Annotated in this window: 19 protein-coding genes, 1 tRNA gene and 1 pseudogene; 6 read left to right on the top strand and 15 right to left on the bottom strand. The window is 36.5% G+C overall.

The window, feature by feature from the left end:
• Positions 1-38 precede the first annotated feature (38 nt).
• The 4 genes from AP75_RS12175 to rsmG all read right to left on the bottom strand — a co-directional run bounded on the left by AP75_RS12175 (position 39) and on the right by rsmG (position 4823).
• Entirely contained in the window at positions 39-752 is a 714-nt protein-coding gene (locus AP75_RS12175; RefSeq protein WP_088264861.1) for a 3-ketoacyl-ACP reductase, read from the bottom strand.
• A 137-nt stretch (positions 753-889) separates the two neighbouring features.
• Positions 890-3622 carry a PD-(D/E)XK nuclease family protein gene (locus AP75_RS12170; RefSeq protein ID WP_088264860.1) on the bottom strand — a complete coding sequence of 911 codons (2733 nt, stop codon included), beginning with the start codon at positions 3620-3622 and terminating at the stop codon, positions 890-892.
• A 94-nt stretch (positions 3623-3716) separates the two neighbouring features.
• Positions 3717-4133 carry a hypothetical protein gene (locus AP75_RS12165; RefSeq protein ID WP_031503064.1) on the bottom strand — a complete coding sequence of 139 codons (417 nt, stop codon included), beginning with the start codon at positions 4131-4133 and terminating at the stop codon, positions 3717-3719.
• A gap of 54 nt (positions 4134-4187) precedes the next feature.
• The gene (gene rsmG / locus AP75_RS12160) at positions 4188-4823 is read right to left on the bottom strand and encodes a 16S rRNA (guanine(527)-N(7))-methyltransferase RsmG (protein WP_088264859.1); all 636 of its coding nucleotides are present in this window, start codon (positions 4821-4823) and stop codon (positions 4188-4190) included.
• 87 nt (positions 4824-4910) lie between these two features.
• Here rsmG and AP75_RS12155 point away from each other — a divergent pair, with 87 nt between their 5' ends.
• The gene (locus AP75_RS12155) at positions 4911-6110 is read left to right on the top strand and encodes a pyridoxal phosphate-dependent aminotransferase (protein WP_088264858.1); all 1200 of its coding nucleotides are present in this window, start codon (positions 4911-4913) and stop codon (positions 6108-6110) included.
• Positions 6111-6179: 69 nt separating this feature from the next.
• On the opposite strand, the gene AP75_RS12150 is transcribed toward AP75_RS12155, so the two are convergent.
• On the bottom strand, positions 6180-6959 hold the full coding sequence (locus tag AP75_RS12150; RefSeq protein WP_088264857.1) for a zinc ribbon domain-containing protein: 780 nt from the start codon (positions 6957-6959) through the stop codon (positions 6180-6182).
• Positions 6960-6962: 3 nt separating this feature from the next.
• A complete protein-coding gene (locus AP75_RS12145) occupies positions 6963-8060 on the bottom strand; it encodes a Nif3-like dinuclear metal center hexameric protein (protein WP_088264856.1) in 1098 nt (365 codons plus the stop codon).
• 62 nt (positions 8061-8122) lie between these two features.
• On the opposite strand from AP75_RS12145, the gene AP75_RS12140 reads away from it, so the two are divergent.
• A complete protein-coding gene (locus AP75_RS12140; RefSeq protein WP_088264855.1) occupies positions 8123-8953 on the top strand; it encodes an ion transporter in 831 nt (276 codons plus the stop codon).
• A gap of 335 nt (positions 8954-9288) precedes the next feature.
• Here AP75_RS12140 and AP75_RS12135 read toward each other — a convergent pair whose 3' ends face one another.
• The 4 genes from AP75_RS12135 to AP75_RS12120 are packed head-to-tail and all read right to left on the bottom strand — an operon-like array spanning position 9289 to position 14462.
• Entirely contained in the window at positions 9289-10233 is a 945-nt protein-coding gene (locus AP75_RS12135; protein ID WP_088264854.1) for an FAD:protein FMN transferase, read from the bottom strand.
• 38 nt (positions 10234-10271) lie between these two features.
• Positions 10272-12467 carry a PepSY domain-containing protein gene (locus tag AP75_RS12130; RefSeq protein WP_088264853.1) on the bottom strand — a complete coding sequence of 732 codons (2196 nt, stop codon included), beginning with the start codon at positions 12465-12467 and terminating at the stop codon, positions 10272-10274.
• A gap of 5 nt (positions 12468-12472) precedes the next feature.
• Positions 12473-12964 (bottom strand): DUF2271 domain-containing protein, encoded by a 492-nt coding sequence (locus tag AP75_RS12125; RefSeq protein ID WP_031503695.1) that lies wholly within the window; start codon positions 12962-12964, stop codon positions 12473-12475.
• Positions 12965-12971: 7 nt separating this feature from the next.
• Positions 12972-14462, bottom strand: a complete 1491-nt coding sequence (locus AP75_RS12120; RefSeq protein ID WP_088264852.1) for an ankyrin repeat domain-containing protein — start codon at positions 14460-14462, stop codon at positions 12972-12974.
• Positions 14463-14793: 331 nt separating this feature from the next.
• Here AP75_RS12120 and fsa point away from each other — a divergent pair, with 331 nt between their 5' ends.
• From fsa to AP75_RS12100, 4 genes are all read left to right on the top strand, one after another.
• Complete coding sequence (gene fsa, locus AP75_RS12115; RefSeq protein ID WP_031503698.1) at positions 14794-15447, top strand: fructose-6-phosphate aldolase; 654 nt, start codon at positions 14794-14796, stop codon at positions 15445-15447.
• Between the two features lie 161 nt (positions 15448-15608).
• Complete coding sequence (locus AP75_RS12110) at positions 15609-16241, top strand: NAD(P)H-dependent oxidoreductase (RefSeq protein ID WP_088264851.1); 633 nt, start codon at positions 15609-15611, stop codon at positions 16239-16241.
• A gap of 24 nt (positions 16242-16265) precedes the next feature.
• A complete protein-coding gene (locus tag AP75_RS12105; RefSeq protein WP_088264850.1) occupies positions 16266-16703 on the top strand; it encodes a MarR family winged helix-turn-helix transcriptional regulator in 438 nt (145 codons plus the stop codon).
• A gap of 8 nt (positions 16704-16711) precedes the next feature.
• Positions 16712-17134 carry an organic hydroperoxide resistance protein gene (locus AP75_RS12100; RefSeq protein WP_031503700.1) on the top strand — a complete coding sequence of 141 codons (423 nt, stop codon included), beginning with the start codon at positions 16712-16714 and terminating at the stop codon, positions 17132-17134.
• Between the two features lie 60 nt (positions 17135-17194).
• Here the strand turns inward: AP75_RS12100 and AP75_RS12095 are convergent.
• The 5 genes and pseudogenes from AP75_RS12095 to AP75_RS14330 form a co-directional block, all read right to left on the bottom strand.
• A tRNA-Arg gene (locus tag AP75_RS12095) sits at positions 17195-17268 on the bottom strand.
• An 83-nt stretch (positions 17269-17351) separates the two neighbouring features.
• The gene (locus AP75_RS12090) at positions 17352-19133 is read right to left on the bottom strand and encodes a porin family protein (protein WP_088264849.1); all 1782 of its coding nucleotides are present in this window, start codon (positions 19131-19133) and stop codon (positions 17352-17354) included.
• A 33-nt stretch (positions 19134-19166) separates the two neighbouring features.
• A complete protein-coding gene (locus AP75_RS12085) occupies positions 19167-22130 on the bottom strand; it encodes a tetratricopeptide repeat protein (protein WP_088264848.1) in 2964 nt (987 codons plus the stop codon).
• Positions 22131-22448: 318 nt separating this feature from the next.
• Complete coding sequence (locus tag AP75_RS12080; protein ID WP_143755881.1) at positions 22449-23609, bottom strand: T9SS type B sorting domain-containing protein; 1161 nt, start codon at positions 23607-23609, stop codon at positions 22449-22451.
• 61 nt (positions 23610-23670) lie between these two features.
• Positions 23671-23915, bottom strand: a pseudogene (locus AP75_RS14330) (IS5/IS1182 family transposase); the annotation flags it as partial.

Here is a 23915-nt window from a genome sequence, read left to right as displayed (position 1 = left end):
CGAATTTTCGCAGCTTTTTTTTATAAAAATTTCTAATATTAAGGATTAGTAGAGAATATAGATCCGTTGGCAATCAATGCTCTTCGGTTCATTTTCAAGATATCTCTCACCCATTCTGCGAAATCTTCAGGTTGCAAAACTTTCTCCGGATTTCCATCGGTAAGCCCACCTTGAATTGACATATCGGAAGCAATAGTACTCGGAGTAAGCGTAATCACACGGATGTTTTCTTTTCGCCATTCCGCCATCATCGATTGAGATAAAGAAACTACCGCAGCTTTGGAAGCTGCATACGCCGACATGTTGGCACCGCCTTTCAAACCTGCAGTGGATGCTACGTTTACGATATCACCTTGTCCTTTTTCTTTAAAGTAAGGATAAACAGCCTGTGCTGCGTAATAAACTCCGAAAAGATTGGTTTTCATCACCTGTTCCCAAGTTTCAGATGGCATTTGTTCTAGCGTTCCGAAATTTCCAATTCCTGCATTATTGACCAAAATATCAACACCGCCAAGGTCTTTTACCAAAGCATCTACCCCTGTTTTAACAGCCGATTCGTCATCAATACTGAAAACAGAATAAGCAGCATTAACACCTAGTTTTTTAATTTCTTCTGCGGTATTTTTCAGGTTTTCTTCGTTTCTTCCGGTAATCCCGATGTTCACTCCTTCATTAGCCAAAGCAATAGCAACTGCCTTTCCAAGTCCACTTCCACCACCGGTTATAATAGCGTTTTTTCCTTTTAAATTCATAATAAATTAATTTTTTTTAAAGTCCAAATTTACACATAACTTCTCCACCATCGCAATTTGCAATTAAAGATATTCTGAACGCAAAGATTGAAAATTTGCATCAAACATTTTATTAATATTTTAAAACAATAATCGTGTTAGTTTCCCCAACTTACCTTTTCATTTTCCACAAAATCAATTTCAGGATTCAGAATTTCAGAAATCACAGTTTTTATCGATTTCATGGGAATTGTCAACTGATTTGCTGAAATATCTTTATTTCCGAAAATGTGAAGATTTTGAACTCCTTTATTCACTTCCGCAAAACTCCAAATTCCACATTCTACAAAGTTGTCGGGATATTTTTTCTCATTCAAAACAGAATATGCATACACACAAAGCTGCATGGCTTGTTTATAATCTTCGCGGAAAAATAATCGTTCCAGTTTTTCTTCATCTTCGGGCTTTTTCGGTTCAGAAATCGATAGGTTTTTTGTTTTTGCAGTTTTAAAATCAATGATTCGCAAATTTCCGTTCAGCCGATCTATTCGATCAATGAAACCGTAGAAAAATACTTGGTCTTTTTGTTCTTCATCAAGATGAAAACCAATATTTTCGAAATTTCCTTCCACGCTCAAAATCTCCAAAGTATTTCCATTTTCAATGAGTTTTCGGTCATATTCCAAAACATTGCGCACTACCCTTTCTGCAATCGAACGGTGAATGTAATTCATCCCTTTTTCGTAGAATTCAACCTGATGTTTCAATTTTTCTATCGCTGCGTTGATCACTTCATTTAATTTTTGATTAGAGAGCTCTAAATCATTAACTGACAATATTTTACCAATTAGTTTTTCGTAAATCAGTTGAAGTGAATAATGTACCAGATTTCCGTAACTTCTTTGCGATAATTCTTCTTCTATTTCAGTGGATTCTTTGGTATTGAGAATTTTGGTCAAGTAAAAATCGATCGGATTATAGATGTAGGAAGTGAGATGTGAAGCGGAAATTCTGCTTTTCCATTCCACCAGTTTTTCCTGAACTTTAGCCGTTTTTTCAATGCGAATTGGTTCCTGGATAATCGGATCAGAAGTATTTTCGATGATGATGTTTTCTATCGTATGATGTGGATCTTCAATTTCCATTTGCGTAATAAAACGGCTTTTTTCCCCTGTATTTACACCAGAATTTAACGCATTAAAAAGCAAATGAACTTGCTGTGAATCTTGAATCAAACGATAAAAATGATAAGCATAAATGCTGTCGTTTTCTAAAAAAGTATGCAGACCAAAATGATTTCTTACATCGAACGGAAGATAAGTGTTTTGGGTATTTCCCAATGGTAATTTCCCTTCGTTTGCAGAAAGTAGAATGATGTTTTCGAAGTTTAAAAGTCGAGTTTCCAATAGTCCCATAACTTGCAAACCTTGCAATGGTTCTCCTTGAAAATCAATAGTTTCTGAATTTACCAATTGATTAATCAAAACTTCCAAAGTATCCATTTTGATATCAAAGGAATATGGAGAAATCTGATTTTTGATAATTTTAAAACTTTTCTCGAAATGGGAAATATTTTCAAATAAAATATCATCCAATTCCTTGAATTTCAATTGATAACAGAAATCAATCAGAAAATCGAGAAACGCAACTACCGAATCGGGTTTGCTGAAAAGTTGAATATAAGAAAGTCTGGATAGAAGCTCTTTTAACTGGTTTTTCGAAATATACACAATGTTTCTTTCCTCAATTTTAGCTTTGAAAGCAGCAATGATTTTTTGGTCGTCGGGCTCATTTGGAAGTTCCTCCAAAATCGAAAGAACATCATGATAATAGTATGACGAATCCTTCTTTTCCAATTGTTTTTGAAGATAAAAAATGTGCTTCATCGCATTGCTGAAACCCAAATTTTTCAGCGGAAAACCCATCGTAATGTTCAGATGATCGACCGTATTCATTGCTTCCAAAGTTGCTGGTAAAAGGTTTTCATCCAATAAAATCACAGCGGTATTCGAAAGATTTGGATCGTTTAATTCCTTGAAAATCTCCGGAAGAACTTTGGTTTGCGTGATATTCCCGGAAACTTCGTAGGTTTTGATGGTTTTATCTTTTGCGAAATCATTTTCAATCCAATGAAAAGCACGACTGTCATTGAATTCTTTCCAAGTTTTATGTTGTCTTAAAAATTTTCCTGCTTCTTGTCGGGTATCGTTGATATAATATTCGTCCGCCTGAAAAAAACATTGTGCTTTGTCCCATTGCAAAAGACTTTTTACCAATTTTTCCTCAACCGGAGTAAAGGCATTAAATCCACAGAAAACGAATTTCTTTTCAGTTTTCAGTACGAAATCTTCAATTTTTTCATTTGCTGCTTCGTGAATCATTCCTGAAGTAGCCCAGTTTTTTTCGTTAAGTTTTTTCTTTAAAATCGGAAGAAAAAGATTCATTTTCTGCCAGAAATTCAGGAATTTTCTTCTCGGGATTTCTTCGGAATCGCCAAGGTTTTCTGACCAGTTTTTAATACGTTCTTCATCAAACATATATTGCAAAACGGCTTCATCTTTTCCCGAAAATTTAAGGATATCGTCCCAATCTTTTAAAATCGTAGGAAACCATTTTAAGAAACTGGCGAAATCTTCTGAAGGCTGAATTTCTCGACAAATTTCGAATGCAAAAAGCCATAATCCGACTCCTTGCACAGGTTGTTTTTCTGCAATTTCTTTAATTAAATCTTCAATGGTGAAAAAATTGGGTAAAAAACCAGAATAACCTTTTTCTTTTAAGATTTTTTTGATGAAAACAATCGGTCTTTTTCCTGGAATTACAATATTGAATTTGGATAAATCGGATGTTTGCGAAAGCAGTTCGGTGATAATTTTATTGAGAAATTTCATAAATCATATAAACCTTAAAAATATAAAATTTAATACAAAAAAGCACCAGAAAATTGATTTATTCTGATGCGATTTTTATTAATTTCGGGTAGAATTATTCTACAACGACGCTCTTTTCAATCCAAATATTTTCGCCGGAAGCATTGGTTCCGTTCCAGAATTTAAAGGTGAAAGTTCCCGTTTGTTGCGGCCTGAAATTGATTTGAGAAGCTTTGGTAAGCACTTCTCCACACGTCGCCGAAGTTTTAAATTTATAAGAAGTTACTTCCCTTTCGAACTGGTTGGTATGCAAATAATCGTAGCCGTAAAAACCTTCACAATTGGCAGAATAATTTGAATAGGTTTTGATGGTTTGGGTGCTGTAAACATCCATCGTATCCTGCGGAATCGTCACACTGTCGATTTTCAGTTGCTCAATATTGGTTATTTCATCGCCTTCAAAACGATCATTACAACTGCTAAGCATGAAAACTGAAAAAATAAGAACTGCAAATCTGTATAGTTTTTCCATTGTAAATAATACTTAATTGTAAAACGTTATCCGCTGACTTTTTATTATCTCAAATTAAGAATTAAAGTTTCCTTTCGATAAATACACTACTTTTTTTGTTTCGAAGAATTCGTTTTCGAAAAAATCATGCAGCGAGAAAATTTCACATTTCAAACCAGCAAGTTCTTCTGCCAAATCGCCTCCTTTCAGGTAAAGAACACCATTGTGTTTTGGGTTAAATTGTTCTTTCTCGAATTTTCCCTTTAACCAACGAAGAAAAACCGGCATTTGTGTAACAGCGCGACTTACAACAAAATGAAATTTTTCCTTCAAAGATTCTGCTCTTCCGTGGATTGCGGTTACATTTTTCAAACCGATACCGGAGGAAACTTCTTTAACTACGGTAATCTTTTTTCCGATAGAATCTATCAACGTAAACTGAACTTCAGGGAATAAAATAGCAAGCGGAATTCCGGGAAAACCACCTCCAGTTCCGATATCCAATACTTTTGTGTTCGGCGCAAACTCCATCACTTTTGCGATTCCCAACGAGTGCAGAATATGTTTTTCGTATAGCGATTCCATATCTTTGCGGGAAACAACGTTGATTTTTTCGTTCCATTCCTTATAGAGATCCTCAAGTTTTGCAAACTGATTTTTTTGTTCTTCGGTAAGGTTGGGAAAGTATTTCTCGATGAGTTCAACTGCCATTTTTAGTTAAAATTTCCACAAATTTAAAAAAAAATAACTTTAGAACTCTGCATAAAAAAATTATCTTTGGAAATCTTAACAATAATTATGGAAAAATACTCAGCACGTCTGAACAGACTGAGCTTTTCACAAACTTTTGTGATGAGCAACAAGGTTCGCGAGATGAAAGCCCAAGGAATTGATGTCATCAGCTTAACCCTCGGTGAACCCGATTTCGATGTTCCGCAAAATATAAAAGCGGCTGCTTTCGATGCGATTGATAATAATTTTAGCCATTATTCCCCTGTGCCGGGATTTTTGGATCTTCGTCAAGCTATTTGCGATAAACTGAAGCGTGATAATAATTTGGATTATCAACCCTCGCAAATTTGCGTTTCCAATGGCGCAAAACAATCCATCATCAATGTTTTAGCATCCATTATCAATGATGGAGACGAAGTGATTTTACCGGCTCCATACTGGGTGAGCTATGATGAAATGGTGAAAATGATGGGCGGAAAATCAGTTTTCATTGAAACTTCTATCGATAATGATTTCAAAATGACCGCCGAACAATTGGAAAAAGCCATTACTCCAAAAACTAAAGCATTTCTTTACAGTTCGCCTTGCAATCCATCAGGAAGTTATTACCGACGTGAAGAACTTGAAAAAATTGCCAATATGGTGGCAAAATATCCGCAAATCACTATTATTTCTGATGAAATTTACGAATACATCAATTACGATGGAAAACATACTTCGATTGCGGAATTTCCACAGGTTTATGAACAAACTGCCGTAATCAACGGGATGTCGAAAGCGTTTGCGATGACAGGATGGAGAATCGGCTATTCCGCTTGCCCAACTTGGTTGGCAAAAGGTTGCGAAAAAATTCAGGGACAAATGACCAGCGGAGCCAATACAATGGCGCAAAAAGCGTCGGTAACTGCTTTGAAAACTGATCCGTCGGAATACCGTTATATGATTGATGAATTTAAGAAAAGAAGAGAAATTGTATACGAATTGGTGAAGGTAATCCCTGGTTTCAAAGTGAATTATCCGGAAGCAGCTTTCTACTTTTTCCCGGATATTTCTTATTATATAGGTAAAAATTTAAACGGAAAATCTATTAAAGATGCTGATGATTTCGCAATGTTCTTGCTAGAGGAAGCTCATGTAGGAACCGTGGGAGGCGTTTCTTTCGGGAATCCGACTTGTATTCGTTTTTCTTATGCAGCATCGGAAGATGAACTGAAAGAAGCGATGAAAAGAATTAAAGATTGTTTGGAAAATGCGTCATTAAGCTGATTTTAAAAAATCTTCAAATAAAAAAGCGGATCGAAATTTTCGACCCGCTTTTTATCTATTCAGAAAGTATTAAAATTTAATAATATCTTTCATTTTTTCGTTTTCTTCGTTTACCAAATCATCGTCCACAAGGATTTTTCCACTGTGTTCATCGATGATGATTTTCTTTCTTTGTGCAATTTCCATTTGTTTTTGCGGAGGAAGTGTGAAGAAAGATCCTTTTGGAGCGCCTCTTTCCAAACCTACAACTGCTAAACCTGTCGGAGTATTATTACGGATTCTTTGGTAAGATGCCAACAATCTTTCGTCGATATTTTGAGCAAATTCGTTGGATTTTTCCAACAAATAATCTTCCTCTTTTTGGGTTTCAGCAACAAGATTTTCCAGTTCTTCTTTCTTGAATTTCAAGTGGTTTTTCAACTCACCGATTTTGGTAGTCAGTTCTTCTAAAGTTTCGTTTTTATGAGAAATTTTAGCACCAAATTCTTTGATTCTTTTTTCGGCCAACTGAATTTCAAGATATTGGAATTCAATTTCTTTATCCAATGCTTCAAATTCTTTGTTATTTCTTACCGTATCTTGCTGAGCTTTGTATTTTTCGATTAAAGATTTTGCATGATTGATCACTTCGTTTTTCGTGTTGATTTCATCATTCTGTTCTTTAATTTCGTTTTGAAATTTTTCTGCTCTTTTTTCAAGGCCTTCAATTTCAATTTCCAAATCTTCCACCTCAATCGGCAATTCACCTCTTGTATTGCGGATTTCGTCTAATCTAGAATCGATAATTTGTAAATCGTAAAGTGCTCTTAGCTTATCTTCAACAGAGATTTCTACAGTTTTTTTAGCCATATTTTATAAAAAATAATTTACAGGATTGGTTTTCTCAACAGATTTTGAGACTGCAAATTTAGGAAAAATTTCCGATAAAATCTCAATTAATTGTTGGGTTACAAATTGTTCCGATTCATAATGTCCGATGTCGCAGATCAAGATTTTACCTTCGCTTTGGAAAAAATCGTGATATTTCACATCTCCGGTTAAATATGCATCACATTTTTGGGATCTCGCCGCCTTAATTCCACTTGCTCCACTACCGCCCAAAACGCCTACTCTTTTGATTTTTTTTGAAATAAAATCGGAATGACGGATAACTTTTAAATTAAATTTATCTTTTACAAAAGCCAGAAAATCAGTTTCTTCCATTTCTTCTTTTAAATCACCAAATCTTCCCAATCCGGTGTATTGATTTTCGTTTTCAAGGTTAATGATTTGATAGGCAACTTCTTCGTAAGGATGTGCAGCTTTCATTTCGCTGATAATTTGATTTTGTTTTGCATGTTCAAAAATTACTGAAATCATAACTTCATCAGCGATTTCTCGTATATTTTTTGTTCCAGAAAAAGGATTCGAACCTTCCACCGGTCTGAAAGTTCCGTTCCCGGAAACTGTAAAACTGCATTCATTATAAAAACCGATACTTCCGGCGCCGGCATTGAACAGTGCGTTTTTTAGATTTTCCGAATATTCGTGCGGTGCATAAACTTCGAGTTTTTTTAAATTCTTTGTTTTGGGCATCAAAATTTTTTGATTAATGAGTCCTAATTCCTCACAAATCCGATAATTAACACCGAAAAAATCGTTATCGAAAGCGGTATGAATCGCATAAATCGCAATTTTGTTTTCAATGGCTTTTAGAACCGCCTGCTCCACGTAATTTTTGCCCGTAATCGATTTCAAGCCCGAAAAAATAATGGGATGAAAAGTGACAATCATATTCATGTCCTTGGCAATCGCTTCATCAACTACTTTTTCCAAAGCATCGTGGCAAACCAGGATTCCCGTTACTTCCCGCGATGGATTTCCGCAGAGGAATCCTACATTATCAAAATCTTCGGCCTGAGAAACCGGAATTTTCTTCTCGAATTCAAAAATCGCCTCGTTTACTGTCATTTTCTTAAGTTTGCAACGAAATTAAGAATTATTTATCTAAATTTAATTTTCAATACCAATCAATGGAAAAAGAGCATAATTATATTCCTGAAGAAGCGAAATGGAAACGTTTGGTTTTCAATATTATTTTTAAGTCAGATACCAAATTGGGATTGCTTTTTGATCTTATTTTATTGGTTTTAATTGTTCTCAGTACCATCATCGTCATGATGGAAAGTGTGAGTATTTTCGATGCGAAATTGCATTCGCTTTTTATATTTTTAGAAATTATCATCACCATTTTCTTTACCATTGAATATGTTTTGAGGATCGTCACCATCCGAAATAAGAAGTCATATATTTTCAGTTTCTTCGGGATCATTGATTTTCTGGCGATTTTACCATTTTATTTGAGTTTATTTATTCCGGTGACCAAATATTTCCTCATTCTGAGAATGCTAAGAATGCTCAGGGTTTTCCGAATTTTCAATTTGATGGATTTCATGAATGATGGCTACCTGATCGTTCGTGCATTGAAACACAGCTCTCGCAAAATATATATATTTCTATTGTTTTTGGTGATATTTTGTGTGATTGTAGGTTCGCTGATGTTTATGGTTGAAGGTCATCGTGAGGGATTTGAAAGCATTCCACAAAGCATTTATTGGGCGGTTGTTACGATTACTGCTGTTGGGTACGGTGATGTTTCTCCGGTAACACCTTTAGGAAAATTTTTATCGATTTTGTTGATGCTTTCCGGATACTCGATCATTGCGGTTCCCACGGGAATTGTCACTGCTGAGATGCGGAACAAACGTCAGAATTTAGAAAAAATTTGCGGAAGATGTGGAAATGATGATGTAGATGATGATGCTCGTTATTGTAAAATCTGTGGTGAAAAACTGGTACAATAAAAGGCGCATTTAAATAAAAATGCACCTTTTTAAAAGATTTTCCCATCATTTGTGTTTTTTTAATATTTTTCTCTAAATATTTTCAGTTTAGATGTTAATTATTAAATAGGGAAAAAGTTTTCATGGAGTTAGTTTTTACCATAACCTTTCGTTTCAAGTAGTTTACTGTAGCAAATGTACAGAATCTGGAATAAATTTTTCACCGTGAAAACACCCATTTTTTATCATTCATCAAAATTTCTTTTTTTTCTTAAAAGACTTCAAGAAATTATATAACAAAAAATCAATTTAAAAGAGTTTAAAGTATTGATTATTAAGAATTAATTCTTTTTTCTTTATCTGATAGTTTTCCCATCATCAGTGATAAAAAGATAACGATATTGAGGATATTGGAGCGCTAATTTTTTCCCTTTTTCTTTCCCTAAAACCATAATTGAAGTGCTCAAAGCGTTGGCAAATTCGGCTGAAGAACCATAAATCGTAACACTCGTGAGACCGGTTGCAGGATAACCGGTTTTTGGATTGATGATATGCGAATACCGCACTCCATCAATTTCTGCATATTTTTCATAGCTCCCTGAAGTGGCTACTGCACCGTGTTTTAGTTTTAAAATTTTGGAAATTTTATGATTTTTAAATGGATTTCTGATTCCGATTGCCCAAGGTTTACCGTTCGGTTGCGTTCCCCAAGTTGCAATATCTCCGGAAGCGTCGACAATTCCGGATTTTACACCTAATTTTTGCAAAATTTCTCGACCTTTATCGGCAGCATAACCTTTACCAATCGAACCAAAACCGATTTTCATTCCTTTTTGCTGAAAAAAAATCGTTGATGAATCTCGGTCGAGCTTTATGAATTGGTAATTCACGTTTCGAACTGAGTTTTTTATGGATTCCTCTGAAGGCATTTCGGTCATCGATCCATCAAATTTCCAGATTTTATCTAATGCGACAATGCTAATATCAAAAGCGCCTTCCGACATTTTCGAATATTCGATGGCTCTTTCGGTTAGTTCGAAAACTTCGCGATCCACTTTTACGGGTTTTATTCCGGCGTTTCGGTTCACCTCCGAAATTTGAGTTTGCGGTTGCCATTCAGAAATCAGATTTTCAATTCGAGTGATTTCAGCAATGCATTTATCGATATTCTGGTTTGCAAAAACGGAATCGCGATCCACAACCGTGATGTTGAAAACCGATCCCATCAACGTAATTTGTCTTTCTACCAAAACATTTTCCTGTGCAGCAACCGAAATCTGACTTGCGATGATGAACAACATCGCAAGAACAAATTTTAACTTATCGAAAAAGCAATTTTTTAGTAACAATCCGAAAGTATTTGTCCGTTTTTAATAAAATGCTGTAATGGTTTTCCTAAGAATTTCTGGCAAATTTCATCGAGAATTTTTTCTACATCTTTCTGCATTTTCAAAGAGCCACAAATCATGATGACTCCATTTTCACCGAGCAATTTCGCAAAATAATTTTCGTCTTTGCGGATAAGATCCATCACATATTGTTTGTTTTCTTCACGAGAAAATGCAAAATCGAAATGTTCTAATTGTCCTTGATTAATTTGGTGTTCAGCAAAAATTCTGTAAGAATTTACCCAATCATTATCATGTCTGAAACCTGCAAATAGCGAAATGTTCTTTCTTAAAATATTCTCCTGAATCATTCCTAAAAAAGGAGCAATTCCAGTTCCGTTGGCGATTAATGCGATATTTTCGGCAGCTTGTGGAAAATGAAAGTTCGGATTTTCCATAATTCTTGCCGGAACTTCATCGCCAATTTTTAAATTATTCAAAAATCCGGAGCCGAAACCGTTCGGGAAAAGTTTCACGATCAATTGTACTGAATCCTGATTTTTTCCGATGGAATAAAACCTTTCTCTGTTGTCGTTTGCAGGATAAATTGCCAGCAAATCTCCGGAAGAAAATTCCTGTTTTTTTCTTGGTTTTAATACAATTTTAAAGGTAGAATTATCATCAGAAACCATTGTTTTATAAATAACAATAAATTTCTTAAGCCCTGGAATTTTAGTATTGTAAACCGCGGGAGCTGTTGCAAGTGGATGCAGAGTTTTTTCGCTCCAAACATGCGCCCATGTGGCAAACTCGTCTGCCGATCGATCATTTACCATGAAAATCGAAGTGGTGGGTTCTGCCCAATTTTGCTTTGCCAATAAATTATTTACTTTTAAAGCAAAAGCGCAAAACTCCTGATAAGATTTCGAGCCAAAACCCACCACCGAGTAGCCAATTTTATTTTGCTGAGGGAATTTTTGCAGCAAAGTTTCAAATTGGTTGGCGTTGCTCGGAGGGTCTCCCAAACCGTAAGTGGAAGTGAAAATGACCATTTCTTTTGCACTTTCAAAACTTTGAAACTGATTCATTTCAGTCAAATACGACCGCTTTCCTTCACTCAACAATTGGCGATGAATTTGGTTTGCAAAGAAAAGCGTTGTACCGTTTTCGGAGCCTACCAATAGTACAATTTCAGCATCTTTTGCTTTTATTTTATTCTTGATTTTCGTGCGTGTTCTGCGGAAAGTAATTACAAATCCTGAATAAATAAAGAACAAAATATTCATCGAAGCCAATCCTAAAATAAATGCCCAAATTGCATTGGTTCGACCGGTGTGTAAATCAAGATTAAACTTTTCAACTGCCGCAGAATACGGATATTTCGTCTCCGAAATGATGGTTCCGGTAACTTGATTGACCGTCACCGATTTTTTTCTTAAATGAATGATAAAAGGTTCCGCTTCATCGTCCGGAATAAAAGGAAATTCTACTCGTTCAACCTTCGAAAGTGGAGTTTCTTTGAAAAAAGGAATATCTTTTAATTCAGTTGCTTTTGTATTAGATGAAGTTTTCGATGTGATTTCGGTATTTTCTCCTTTGAAATAATCTAATCTGGCAAGAAAAACCAAAGTCCCCGTAAGAGCGATGATGAAAACCGGTACCAGAAGCCATCTTCCGGTAGCAACATGAAAATATTGTGCAAAGAAATCTTTGTTAATTTTATCGAAAAAATGCTTAATTCCTTTTTGTCTTTTAATGATAAGGATTAAACCACTGACGGAAATAAGCATCAAAAGAAACGAAACTACTGCAACGATTGCTCTACCCGACTCTTTTAAAAATAATGATCGGTGCAAAGCGGTAATCCATTGAATGAAATCGCTTTTGGGTTTTATTTCTCCCAATTTTTTCCCGGTTTTGGGATCGATATATGCTTTAATGGAATTCCCATTTTCGTCCATCGCATCGATGGAAACCAATTGATTGTGATCAATTTTAAGTTCGAGAACCTCGGAATATTGGTTACGCAAAACCGGCAAAACCTGCGCAAGAGTAATGTTTTCTAAATTTTCAATGCGGTGATTCTGAGTTTTTTCGGCGATGGCATCATAAGCCAAAATAACACCTGTAACGGAAAGTATGATAAGAAAAGCACTTGAAACAAGGGCAAGCGCCAAGTGCGCATACCTCCAAATAGATAATGTCATACGCCTTACTGAACTTTAATAAATCTCACATTTCGGATGTACCCGTTGCCTTTCACGCCTTCTCGATTATCCAATGCAGCGGATGACAAGGCGATTTCGGCATCTTTGGTGTGGTATTTTTGAGTTTCTACTGCGCTTTCAAAACGGATTTTGTAGCCTTTGTCGAGTTTTGCGGTTTCAAATTCGATTACTCTTGTAGCTCGAGCACCACCAGCAACCGAAGCACCCGTAATTCCGTTGAGTTTTTCTTTTTTTACTTTTCTGAATTTGTCCCAAGCTTTTAAGGTGTTGTACCACTCGTTATCGTCCCCAAGAACAGAAAGAGTTTTGTCGTATCCACCTTTTGGATTGATTAAAGAAATAATAACATACGCGTTTTTACCGGTATAATTCTGCATTTGCAGCATCACTTTGTATTTGGTGGTTTGTGCGGCAAACGCAGTGGAAATAAATAATGCGATTGCGGCAAAAGCTGCTGTTTTCCAAGTGTTTTTCATTGTTTTACTATTTCAAAAATTCGATGGAGATGTTGTTTTTTGTAAGAAATTCATTGTCTTTTGCCAAATCGTAAGCGGTTTCCTCAAACTCGGTTTTTAAATCTTTTTTAATCCCTTTTTCCACGAGAAATTTCATGCTTTGATTGTCTTTTGCGGTAAGAGCTGCCTTATGGAGCGCGGAATTTCCATCAGCATCTTGTGCATTAAGATCAACACCGAGTTCGATGGCTTTTTTCACCAAAGATAAATCGCCTTTGTCAACGGCGAGATGAAGCAAAGTATTTCCGTTTTTTTGTGGAGTTTTCACGTCTAAACCTGCAGATTCTAACAAATTAAGTTTCGCTGAGAAATCATCAGTTTGAGATTCTTGTCCTGGTTTTCCCGCAGGTTGGTAAGAATTAAACCAATAATATGCGAGATTATTTCCGTTAAGATCCACTGCTTTTGAATCTGCTCCATTTTTAATTAAAAATGCTACAATTTCAGATGATCCGGAAGCTGCAGCTTTCATCAAAGCGGTTTCGCCTTTTTCGTTTTTGGCATTGATGTTTTTTGCTTTTAATAATAAAGTTTCCACGGTTTTTAAATCTTTTCCACCTGAAGCAATCATCAATACAGTATTTCCTTCGATATCGGCTTTGCTTACATCAACATTTTTATTAAGAAAATAGGAAATAATTTCCGCATTTGGTCTTCTCACCAAAGAGTGAAGGATCGTTGCACCTTTCGGATTCACTGCTTTCGGATTTAATCCATACTTTTCAACCAAAGTTTGGTAAATATCCAAACCATTTTGTTTTGCTCTCGAACCTTGAGTTGCGAAAAATAACGCTTGGTCGGTAGGTTTTACACCTTTAGCAATAAGTTGATCAATAATTTGGAGATTTCCTAATTTGGCAGCGTAATCAGCGGCGGTGCGACCGTATTGATCTCTTTCTTTAAAGGAAACACCTTTTGAAGTGAAATAATCCAATAATTTTAAATCCGCATCATTAGCAATAGTCAAATGGATGAGATTGGCGCCGTCTTCGTTCTTCTCCTTTGGATCAACTCCGGCTTTGATAAGCGCATCATATACTGCGGTATTCTGATTTCCGCTTTCTGCTGCGTAACCAATTACCGATGCACCGTGGCTGTCTTTATAATGAACATCCGAACCTTTTTTAATCAAAAGATTTACCAATTCTAGATTTCCTGCAGCGGCTGCCCACTGCAGATAAGTTCTCGAATGGTGTGTTTTCTTATCAACTGTATTCCCATTTTGGGCAAGTAAAAACTCAATTACTTCATTGGAAGCTTTATTATTAATGGCCATTACCACCGGATCAAAAAATCCCGGGTTCTGTTGAGCTGGATCGTTTCCTTTCGATATTTCCGTTTTTACGGTTTCTATTGAAGGGTTATTTTTCCAAAATCCACCGTCAAGCAAGGTGTTTTTTTGAGCTTTTCCAAGGAATGAAGCAAAAATAAAAAGTGCTGCAAAAAAAGTTTTTCTCATATTAAATTGGGATATTCGTTTGTAATTTTTATTTATAATAAATCTAAATAGCAAAATTAAACATAATTATTTCTTCAACAAAAAAAATATCCATTTAATTGACATTTATCAGAAAATTGCGGAAATATAAAGCGTGAAGTTGCCAGCGAATACTCCAAACTGCTACTTATTATATCAAAATTCAGTCTCGTTATCTGGAAAGGCGGTTTTTTAATTGCCACTTAAAACCATATATTTGTGAACCTGTAAAAAATGAAAGAGTTGGTGAGAAAATTTGAATATTTTTTATTTCTCGCCCCCCTTTAATCTAATAAAAATATACTTTAAACCTATGAAATTTTTTATCGACACTGCCAATCTTGAGCAAATTAAAGAAGCACAGGATTTGGGAATTTTAGATGGCGTTACAACCAATCCATCACTGATGGCCAAAGAAGGAATCAGCGGAAAAGAGGCGATTCTGAACCATTACAAAACCATTTGCGAAATTGCTGATGGAGATATTTCTGCGGAAGTTCTAAGCACAAATTATGAAGAAATGATCAAAGAAGGTGAAGAATTGGCAGCGCTCCACCCTAATATCGTGGTGAAAATCCCAATGATTAAAGACGGTGTGAAAGCACTTAAATATTTCTTAAACAAAGGCATTAAGACCAATTGTACCTTGATTTTCTCTGCCGGACAAGCATTGCTAGCTGCAAAAGCAGGTGCTACTTATGTTTCTCCGTTCTTGGGTAGATTAGATGATATTTCAGTTGATGGAATGAATTTAATCGAAGAAATCAGAATTATTTTTGATAATTATATGTTTGATACTGAAATTCTTGCAGCATCTATCCGTTCACCAATGCATATTATCAACTGTGCGAAAATTGGCGCAGATGTGGTGACTTCTCCCCTCGCTTCGATCTTGAATTTACTTAAACATCCTTTAACCGATAGTGGTTTAGCACAATTTGTAGCTGATGCTAAGAAAATGGATTAAGAAAATAAACTATTACTAAAAACCGCCTGACTGCTCAGGCGGTTTCTTTTTTAATAACCTTTAATCTTTCATTCAAAATATCTATCGTTCAATTAAATTGTGCGCAATATAATTCTTGTCTATATTTGCTGCTCGAAATAGTAAAATTTAAAAAAAATACAATGTCATTAATTGAAGATTTAAAATGGAGACACGCAGTAAAAGCGTATGATTCTACCAAAAAAGTTTCAGAAGAAGATTTGAATAAAATTCTAGAAGCTGCAAGACTGGCGCCTACCTCTTCCGGATTACAGCCTTTCCGCGTAATCGTAGTAGAAAATCAGGAACTGAAAGAGCAAATGGTAAAGGGAGCCCTGAATCCGGAGGTAATGAGAGATTGTTCCCATGTTTTGGTTTTCGCAGCCTGGGACAATTATTCCGCTGAAAAAATAGACAAAGTGTACGATTATCATACCGATGTACGGGAGTTGCCACGCGGTCGTTTCAACAGTTATACAGATCAACTGAAAGTAATCTACGGCGCGCAGACCGCAGAAGAAAATTTCGCTCACACTGCAAGACAGACTTACATCGCACTAGGTCTAGCTATGGCACAGGCAGCGGAACTGAAAATTGACAGCACTCCTGCCGAAGGTTTTAGCAATGAGGTGGTCGATGAAATTCTGGGTTTAAAAGAATTGGGACTCAAAAGTGTAACTTTACTGTACTTAGGATACAGAGATTCGGAGAACGACTGGCTTTCAAAGATGAAAAAAGTTCGTATCCCAATGGATGAATTCATCATCAAAAAATAATTTAGAAAATCACTAAATCCTCTCATGGATCAACACAAAACTCCACAGCTTGGTAATCAGCTATGTTTCCCTTTGTATGTTATCGCGAAGGAAATCACAGGTCTTTACCGTCCGTTACTTGAAGAACTTGATATTACCTATCCGCAATATCTTGTAATGATGGTACTTTGGGAGCATCAGCGGCTTACGGTAAATCAGATTGGTGAAAAACTTTTTCTAGACAGCGGTACGATAACTCCGTTGTTGAAAAGGCTGGAAGCAAAATCTTATATTGTACGCCAAAGAAAAATTGAGGATGAGCGTGTTGTAGAAATCTCTTTGACTGATGAAGGTGAAAGGCTTCAGGACAAAGCTTGCCTGATTCCTGCAAAAATGAATGATAGGCTGGATCTTTCGGAAACTGATGTACAGGAACTGAAACAGGCGATTTCTAAACTTTTAGATAAAATAAATAAAAAATAAAAAAATCAATGAAAACATTATACACAACTAGCGTTACCGCAACAGGCGGGCGCGACGGACACGTAAAAAGTGACAACGGAATTCTGGAACTCGATGTGCGCACTCCCAAATCCCTTGGTGGACAAAATGATGATTATGCCAACCCCGAAATGCTTTTCGCCGCAGGATATGCGGCATGTTTCGACAGCGCCTTAAATCTGATGATTAAAAAATCGAAATCTGCGGCGGGCGAAACAAAAGTAAATGCCAAAGTCGGAATCGGACAAACCGAAAACGGTGGTTTTGGTCTGGAAGTGGAACTGAATGTAAATGTACCCGGGGTATCCTTGGAAGAAGCGCAATCATTAGTGGAACAGGCACATCAGGTGTGTCCCTACTCTAATGCAACAAGAAATAATATTGAAGTAACGCTTAATGTTACTAATAACTAATCGTACACTGTAAAACGTAAAATAAAAAGCGGCAAACTTCAAAGAAGTTTGCCGCTTTTGTGACCGCGAAGGGATTCGAACCCCTAACCCTCAGAGCCGAAATCTGATATTCTATCCAGTTGAACTACGCAGCCATTTTGTAGTGAGTGAGTTTTGAATAGATGAGTTTTTGAGTACTTATAACTCAATTTACGCCCAACTTGTCAACCCGATACTACTAAAAAGAAATCTTTACGCCTCCCAAAAACTGTGCTCCCAAAACTTTGTAACCTTTGAAAGTCTGATAATTGGTGTTCAGTAAATTATTTCCGAGTGCAAAAATACTGAAATTTTTGTGAACTTTGTACTCTGCAGATAAATTTAAATCGGCAAAACCGCCAATTTTATCGTTTTTGTCCTCGGTAGATGCCAATACATTCGGCTTGGTACCTGCTTCCGCAAAGGTGAAGGAATTAGTTGTCTTGTCGGTGCTGAAAATCGCTTTGGCGCCAAGATTTAGTTTTTTGCCCAATAAAGAATATTTTCCGCCCAAAGATGCCACAACCAAAGGTTTATTGTATATATTTTCGTTATTATCGAGGTTATATTTAGCAAAACTCAATTCACCATCTAACACCAAATTAGCTAATGGAAAATACTGAATACTTCCTTTCACTTCGCTCACTGTACCGTTGTCGTAAGCGGCAGAGAAAGTGTTTGCGAAATCATAAGGATTTCTGTCGAGCGTGAAATCTTTGTTAAATAAATCATTTGCCTTGAAGAAAAGAATATTATTCACTTTTGCAAAACCAGCACGTAAATCGTATTTAATGCTTTGGTCCACATCACCGCGAATTCCGAAATAGAATTTGTACTTCGTTTCCGTCGGTCTCAATTCCTGATCGGAAACCAAATATCGATTTTCCTCTAATAAATTTGCGTAGGAATTCAGTTTCAAGCCTCCATCTACTCCACCATAAAACTTGAATTCATCGGTTGCGGCAAATTGTAATTCAGCTTTGGGGAACCAGTATGTTTTGTTGTTCTGAACTTCTTCCGCAAGAATATTATTTGAATTTTTAGCATTCAGGAAAGAGAAATCCGAACCGATTATCAGATAAGATTTTCCTTTAAAGAATGTTATTTTTGGTGATAAAGTCGCGTTGAAGAAGTTTGAAGAATTTTCATTTAGCAGCGAAAATTCGGAATTTAGCGTTTCTAAATTAATTCCCAAATCCGCATTCATCGTCACCTCATCCATCGGAATTTCAACTCCATGTTTAGAAAGATTCACCAATATTTCTGCCTGAGCTTCCTTCGCATCAAACTTGTCGGTTAAAATAGACGATTTTGCACGAACGTCATTCAAAATGTTATTGGAATAGAAATCATAATATCCATTCACCTTAAAACGATTGGTTTTCTGTTGCAAATTCGCCTCAGAATTGGGAGTTAACGCATAAATTCCGTAATAATTATAATCGTTCAAACCATAATCAGCGTTGATATTGAATTTTCCTTTTTCACCAAAGCCATTCAAATAAGCGCCAATATTCGCTGAACTTTGGCTGGAATTCCAGCTGTATTCCTTTTTCAGACCTTTGGTAGAAAGGAAGTGCAAATCTGCGCCTACTTCCATTTGGTTATCCAATGTGGTGGCAATATTTCCGTCGGCAAGCACTTTACCAAAATTCCCCATTCCGATCTGGAAATAGTTGTTCTGATAATCGGCATTGAATTTAGGTGAAATATCTTCGCCTTGAATAGTAGAAGTTTTGAAATCTGAAGCCGCCGGAACATCAGTGATGGTGTATTTTAGATTCAGTGAATCTTGTGTTTTCTTTTCTTTGGGTGGATAGTTTTTCTCGGCTTCCACTGAAGTTTTTTTCTTCTCGATTTTCTTTACTTCCGGTTCGCGTTTTCGGTCTAGGATCAGTTTTTCTTCTTTAATCTGTGAGAAAACAGCGGTAGAAGAAACCAACATTCCTAATAAAAATATATTTTGAATTCTTAAATTCATATTTTCTGTTTTAAAACCTTTTGGGGTTTAATGTTATTTTTTAATCTGACTTTTCACTTCTTTGGCTTCGGCAACGATTTCCGGGAAATCCTGGTAGTTGGCTATAATTTGGTCCACCGTGTAACTCGCCTGATAATTATCTTTCAGCCCGATATAGTTTTTCGCCATCAAGACCAAAGCTTTGGCGCCCCAATATTCTTCGGATGCATAATTATTAGCAAGTTTGAAAATGGTTTCGTTGGATGATTTAAACGCTTTTGCCTTGTTCTGGTAAAATGCTTTCGCATACAAAGCTTCCGCGGCAACTTCGGTATTCGATGATTTTTCCAGGGCTGTGTAAGCCGCTTTAGCTTCACTGTCTTTCCTTCTGTTCATCAGGCTTCTTGCTTTAATTACTTTGGCCTGTTCGATAACAGACGCCGGATTTTTGGAATTGGCAAGCACCAAATCCGCAAAAGATTCTGCTTTGGTGAAGTTTTTCTCTGCCGCAAAAATTTTCATCAGTTCCAGATTCGCGAAGTTTTTCAGATTCACGTTGGTGGAATTCGAAAGTGGCTCCAGATATTTTTTGGCTTCGTTGGTATTATTCTGTTCCAGATAAATCTGTGCAAGTCTTGTTTGCGCATCTTCCTGATAATCGTTCTGCACATTGGCCACTTCCTGCAGAACCAAAAGTGCTTTGGCTGCGTTTGCGGTCTGGTAATAACTTTCGCCAAGTTCATACTGCGCCTGGTAAAGTCCGTCTCCCGCCGGGTTCTGGGTTAAATATTTTTCGTAAAGCGGAATTGCTTTTTTGTAATCTTTGGCTGCGTAATAGTTTTTGGCACTGTTCAAATTTATTTCATCGAGTTCAGACGCATCGATTTTTACGCCTAAACTTCTTGCAAAACTTTCGTAACCCGCAGTATCACCGTTTTTCACGTAAACCGGACGTGCGGCTTGAACAATTTTACTGGCATAAGCAGTGTTTTTATACTGATTTCCGAGTGACTTTAATTCAGAAAGCGCTTTGTCATTCTGGTTGAGATCGATATAATTCTGTGCGCGGTAAATCTGTGCGTTAGCAACCAAATCTTTATCAGAACTGCTTCGGATCACCTGTGAAAAATAATCATTGGAGCTGTTGTAATCGTCGTTTGCAGCATACGCTGTAGCAATTTCGTACTGCGCGTCATCAACATATTCAGAGTTTTTATACTGCGAAATCAGCTTTTTAAGTGAAGAAATTTTCGCTTCAGTATCGCCTTTAAAACCAAGCGCCATGGCTTTTTGGAATAAGGTATAATCGTCTGCATTTTCCGCCTTGTCATAAATTGCGATTGCTTCATTCAGCTGATTGTCTGCATAATAAGTATCGGCCAAACGAAGTTCCGCATCGTTTTTAAACTCAGGTTTTGGGTTTTTTAAATATTCCGAGAAATATTGCTTGGCCTTATCGAAATTTTTGGCTTTAAAATAAGCATAACCCAAATCGTACGGAAGTTGTTGTTTTTCTGCGAAATCCTGGTTCAGCAATCTCTCATAACGCACAATCGCGGAAGGGTAATTTCCCTTCTGATAATAGGTTTGAGCCAGCCAATAGGTTGCGCGCGTGTTGTATTCTTTATTAATGTTAAATTCTAAACTTCTCAAAAAATAATGTTCTGCTTCGTCGAAATTTCCTTTGTTAAATTCTTCGGTTCCCAGAAGGAAAGAAACTTCTTGATCGATTTCGTTGAGCTCAGGTGTGGAATTCGGCATCTTATCGATGGCGCTCAAAGTTCCTCTGTAATCTCCCGAATAAAGGTAAGATTTCACTAAAAGTGATTTCAGTTCTTGGGTATCTGAACTGTTCGGATATTTGTTGATGTAATTCTGAATGACAATCGGTGCGGATTCAAAAGGATTTCCGATGTCATAACTTAGTTTAGCATATTGCACATGAGCAAGCTGCTGAACTTTCGGATCATAACTCATTTGATAAGCCGAACGGAATGCAGAAAGCGCTTCCTGTTTTTTGCCGACTTCCAGATAAGCATTTCCTAATTGATAATATGCATTCTGGGCAGTCGCGGAGTTGCTGTTTATCAATTGGTTGTAATAAGAAACTGCCTCGTCGTATTTTTTAAGCTGTGCCGAAACAAATCCCATTTCGTACAGATCACTTTCCGAAGGATTTGGCTTGCTTTCGAGATAATTTTTAAGATGTTGATAAGCCGATGTGTAATCACCTTTCATGAAATAACTTTCGCCGATAATCTTATGAACTTCGCTTTTGTAATCCGATGAAATCGGTTCTCTCATCAGAGAATTGCCTTCTTCAATGGCTTTGTCGTAATCTTTTTCATTAAAATACATCTGCACATAGTAAGGTTTTACCAAGTGTGCATACTTTTCGTTATCTTTTATTTGATCAAAAAAGGTAAATGCTTTGTCATTCTGTTTGTCGGCGTAGTAAAGGTGCCCCAACATATAAGCGATGTCATTTTTGTCGCTTTCTTCTGCATTTTTATAGGCTTCCTCTAAAGCTTCAATCGCACCAGCCGAATCGCCCGTCATAAATTTCGCATAACCCAATTTCATAATGTATTGTGTATTCTCGTCTTTCGAAAGCTGGTACTGATTTACGTTGTTTAATGTTTCCAGTGCTTTATCAAAATCTTTCTGCGCCAGATAATAATCTGCCAGCGGTAAATTTGCCTGGGCAAAATACGCAGAGTTAGGGTATTCTTTAATAAAAGCTTGCAGACCCTGTTCCGCATGATTTTTTCTTAGGATCACCCCAATCACATTGTCGAAGAACTGCGAGGCTTCTTTCCGGGAATTCGAAAGCGCTTCGTTGTAGAAATACTGTCGCGCATATTCGAACTGAGTGGCGTTGTAGATTTTATTTTGATAAAGATTTTCAGCAAGGCTATACCTATAGTTTTCGCGGTCGCTGAAATATTGGGATTGCTGGGCATCAGATAATCCGTAATAGAAAATTGCGGCAGCAATAATAATTTTTTTTGAATTCATTTAATCCTGGTTTTCAGAAAGGTTTTGAATTGAATCAGAAGCGCTGTCTAAAGCTTTTCAGCCGACCAACGCTTTCCACATTTAATCAACGAAAATAAATAAAACTTATTGCCTACACAAGCAAAATTACATATTGTGGAAATGTGGATAACTCTTGTTTGTGATGTACAGAGCATGAATTATGATGTGACAATTGCTTAGAATTTTACTTCGTGCAATCCGCGAGAATCATAAACATCTCTAGCAGATTTTCCGGAATTGCCAGATTATTTTATTGTTTTGCGGTATCAAGGTTCTTTCCTCTCTAACGCTAAATAATCAATTCCTGTTTTTCAGCAATACCCAACCTTGTCTTTGTTCTGATTTCTGAGTTATTGCATCAAACCAAACCACATGATACCAATAAGTTCCGGTTGGTAAGGCGCGTCCGTTGGATTTACCTTCCCATACAACGTTGTTCTTGTTTTGAGATTCAAAAACTTTGTTGCCATAACGATCAACAATCTGGATGTTGAAACTTTCCATTTTGTCGAGGTTTTCAATGGCCCAGGTGTCGTTGATTCCATCGCCGTTGGGCGAGAATGCATTGTGAATTTTAATGAAATAAATAGTTTTAGGTTCACCCAAACATCCCATTGCCGATTCCACCTGAACGGTATAGGAATTTGCGGTAGGATTCATTAATATTGGAGAAGTTTGAGCTACTCCATTGAAATAATAAAGATAAGGCGTGGTTCCTCCAGTAGCAATCGCTTCGATGGAATTATTGGTTTGGTTGATCAGGCCGATTTTTGGCTGATTGCTGTCGGAAGGTTTAAATGTGAATTCCGATACACAACCTAAACTATTTTCCGCTTTTAAGGTATAAGTTTCTCCAAAACGAACTTCCGAATAAGGAATTGTATGATTCGAGCTAATCGAAATTTCAGTTCCGTCGGGAGAAAGAAGTTTAACCGATAAAAAATCACTGAAATTTTCGATGGTAAAATTCAGGTCATCTCCAAAGCAAAGTTCATTATTGCCGGAAAACTGTATCGAATTTGGGGTATTCACAAAATAGGTAATCTCCGCATTTGCCGGACAATAAGTTGCGCTAGAAACCGAAACTGTAATCGTTTTGTTATTGGAAACCGAATAATTGAATGTATCTCCGGTGTTAGTACTGGTGTGGATTAGCGTTGCACCATCATAAAATTTGAAAGTAGCATTGCTAATATTAGAAGTAAATTTTTGCTTAAAATTATCCGCCGCAATATTGATAGAAACTTTACCATCCGCATTTCCGTCGTTATCATCACAAATGGTTTCATTAGCGGGATTCATTAATGGAAATGGCTGATTTACGATGTTATAATTTAATTTTAATGGTGGCAAACAAACACCATTTTGGATTTCAAGATAAGGGATCCCACTACTGATTGGGTAATTGGTAATTTCGGTTCCTGTGAGTTCCACTCCACTTGCATCGAAATATTTCATGGATGGAATCTGACCAACAGTATTCGAATTAATTACATCAAAAACATTATTTAGTCGTTCCTTAACAAAACCCACTATTTAATTTATATTTAAAAACAGGATTAGAAAACAGCATAATTTGTATCTTATAAAATAAGAAAATAATTTTCTGTTTCAGTAGTTCCATCATTTTCTTCATGTTCCAAGCGGTTGCAGCTAGTAATGCATTGATTTGTGGTCCCGTTTCTCCCATGAAGTAATTTTTTGCCAGCCTAAAATCGGTTTTTAAATGTCCGATGATAGGTTCTATTGCCGCTCTGGTTCTAA

This window comes from Kaistella haifensis DSM 19056 (assembly GCF_000735695.2).
Lineage (GTDB): Bacteria > Bacteroidota > Bacteroidia > Flavobacteriales > Weeksellaceae > Kaistella > Kaistella haifensis.
This window is presented reverse-complemented; position numbering and strand designations above follow the sequence as displayed.

Coding starts and splice junctions, on each gene's coding strand:
- AP75_RS12155 (WP_088264858.1), top strand. CDS start 4,911: ATGGAAAAATACTCAGCACGTCTGAACAGACTGAGCTTTTCACAAACT.
- AP75_RS12175 (WP_088264861.1), bottom strand. CDS start 752: ATGAATTTAAAAGGAAAAAACGCTATTATAACCGGTGGTGGAAGTGGA.
- rsmG (WP_088264859.1), bottom strand. CDS start 4,823: ATGGCAGTTGAACTCATCGAGAAATACTTTCCCAACCTTACCGAAGAA.
- AP75_RS12080 (WP_143755881.1), bottom strand. CDS start 23,609: ATGAAATATTTCGATGCAAGTGGAGTGGAACTCACAGGAACCGAAATT.
- AP75_RS12140 (WP_088264855.1), top strand. CDS start 8,123: ATGGAAAAAGAGCATAATTATATTCCTGAAGAAGCGAAATGGAAACGT.
- AP75_RS12125 (WP_031503695.1), bottom strand. CDS start 12,964: ATGAAAAACACTTGGAAAACAGCAGCTTTTGCCGCAATCGCATTATTT.
- AP75_RS12120 (WP_088264852.1), bottom strand. CDS start 14,462: ATGAGAAAAACTTTTTTTGCAGCACTTTTTATTTTTGCTTCATTCCTT.
- AP75_RS12105 (WP_088264850.1), top strand. CDS start 16,266: ATGGATCAACACAAAACTCCACAGCTTGGTAATCAGCTATGTTTCCCT.
- AP75_RS12150 (WP_088264857.1), bottom strand. CDS start 6,959: ATGGCTAAAAAAACTGTAGAAATCTCTGTTGAAGATAAGCTAAGAGCA.
- AP75_RS12100 (WP_031503700.1), top strand. CDS start 16,712: ATGAAAACATTATACACAACTAGCGTTACCGCAACAGGCGGGCGCGAC.
- AP75_RS12135 (WP_088264854.1), bottom strand. CDS start 10,233: ATGTTGTTCATCATCGCAAGTCAGATTTCGGTTGCTGCACAGGAAAAT.
- AP75_RS12110 (WP_088264851.1), top strand. CDS start 15,609: ATGTCATTAATTGAAGATTTAAAATGGAGACACGCAGTAAAAGCGTAT.
- AP75_RS12130 (WP_088264853.1), bottom strand. CDS start 12,467: ATGACATTATCTATTTGGAGGTATGCGCACTTGGCGCTTGCCCTTGTT.
- fsa (WP_031503698.1), top strand. CDS start 14,794: ATGAAATTTTTTATCGACACTGCCAATCTTGAGCAAATTAAAGAAGCA.
- AP75_RS12165 (WP_031503064.1), bottom strand. CDS start 4,133: ATGGAAAAACTATACAGATTTGCAGTTCTTATTTTTTCAGTTTTCATG.
- AP75_RS12085 (WP_088264848.1), bottom strand. CDS start 22,130: ATGAATTCAAAAAAAATTATTATTGCTGCCGCAATTTTCTATTACGGA.
- AP75_RS12145 (WP_088264856.1), bottom strand. CDS start 8,060: ATGACAGTAAACGAGGCGATTTTTGAATTCGAGAAGAAAATTCCGGTT.
- AP75_RS12090 (WP_088264849.1), bottom strand. CDS start 19,133: ATGAATTTAAGAATTCAAAATATATTTTTATTAGGAATGTTGGTTTCT.
- AP75_RS12170 (WP_088264860.1), bottom strand. CDS start 3,622: ATGAAATTTCTCAATAAAATTATCACCGAACTGCTTTCGCAAACATCC.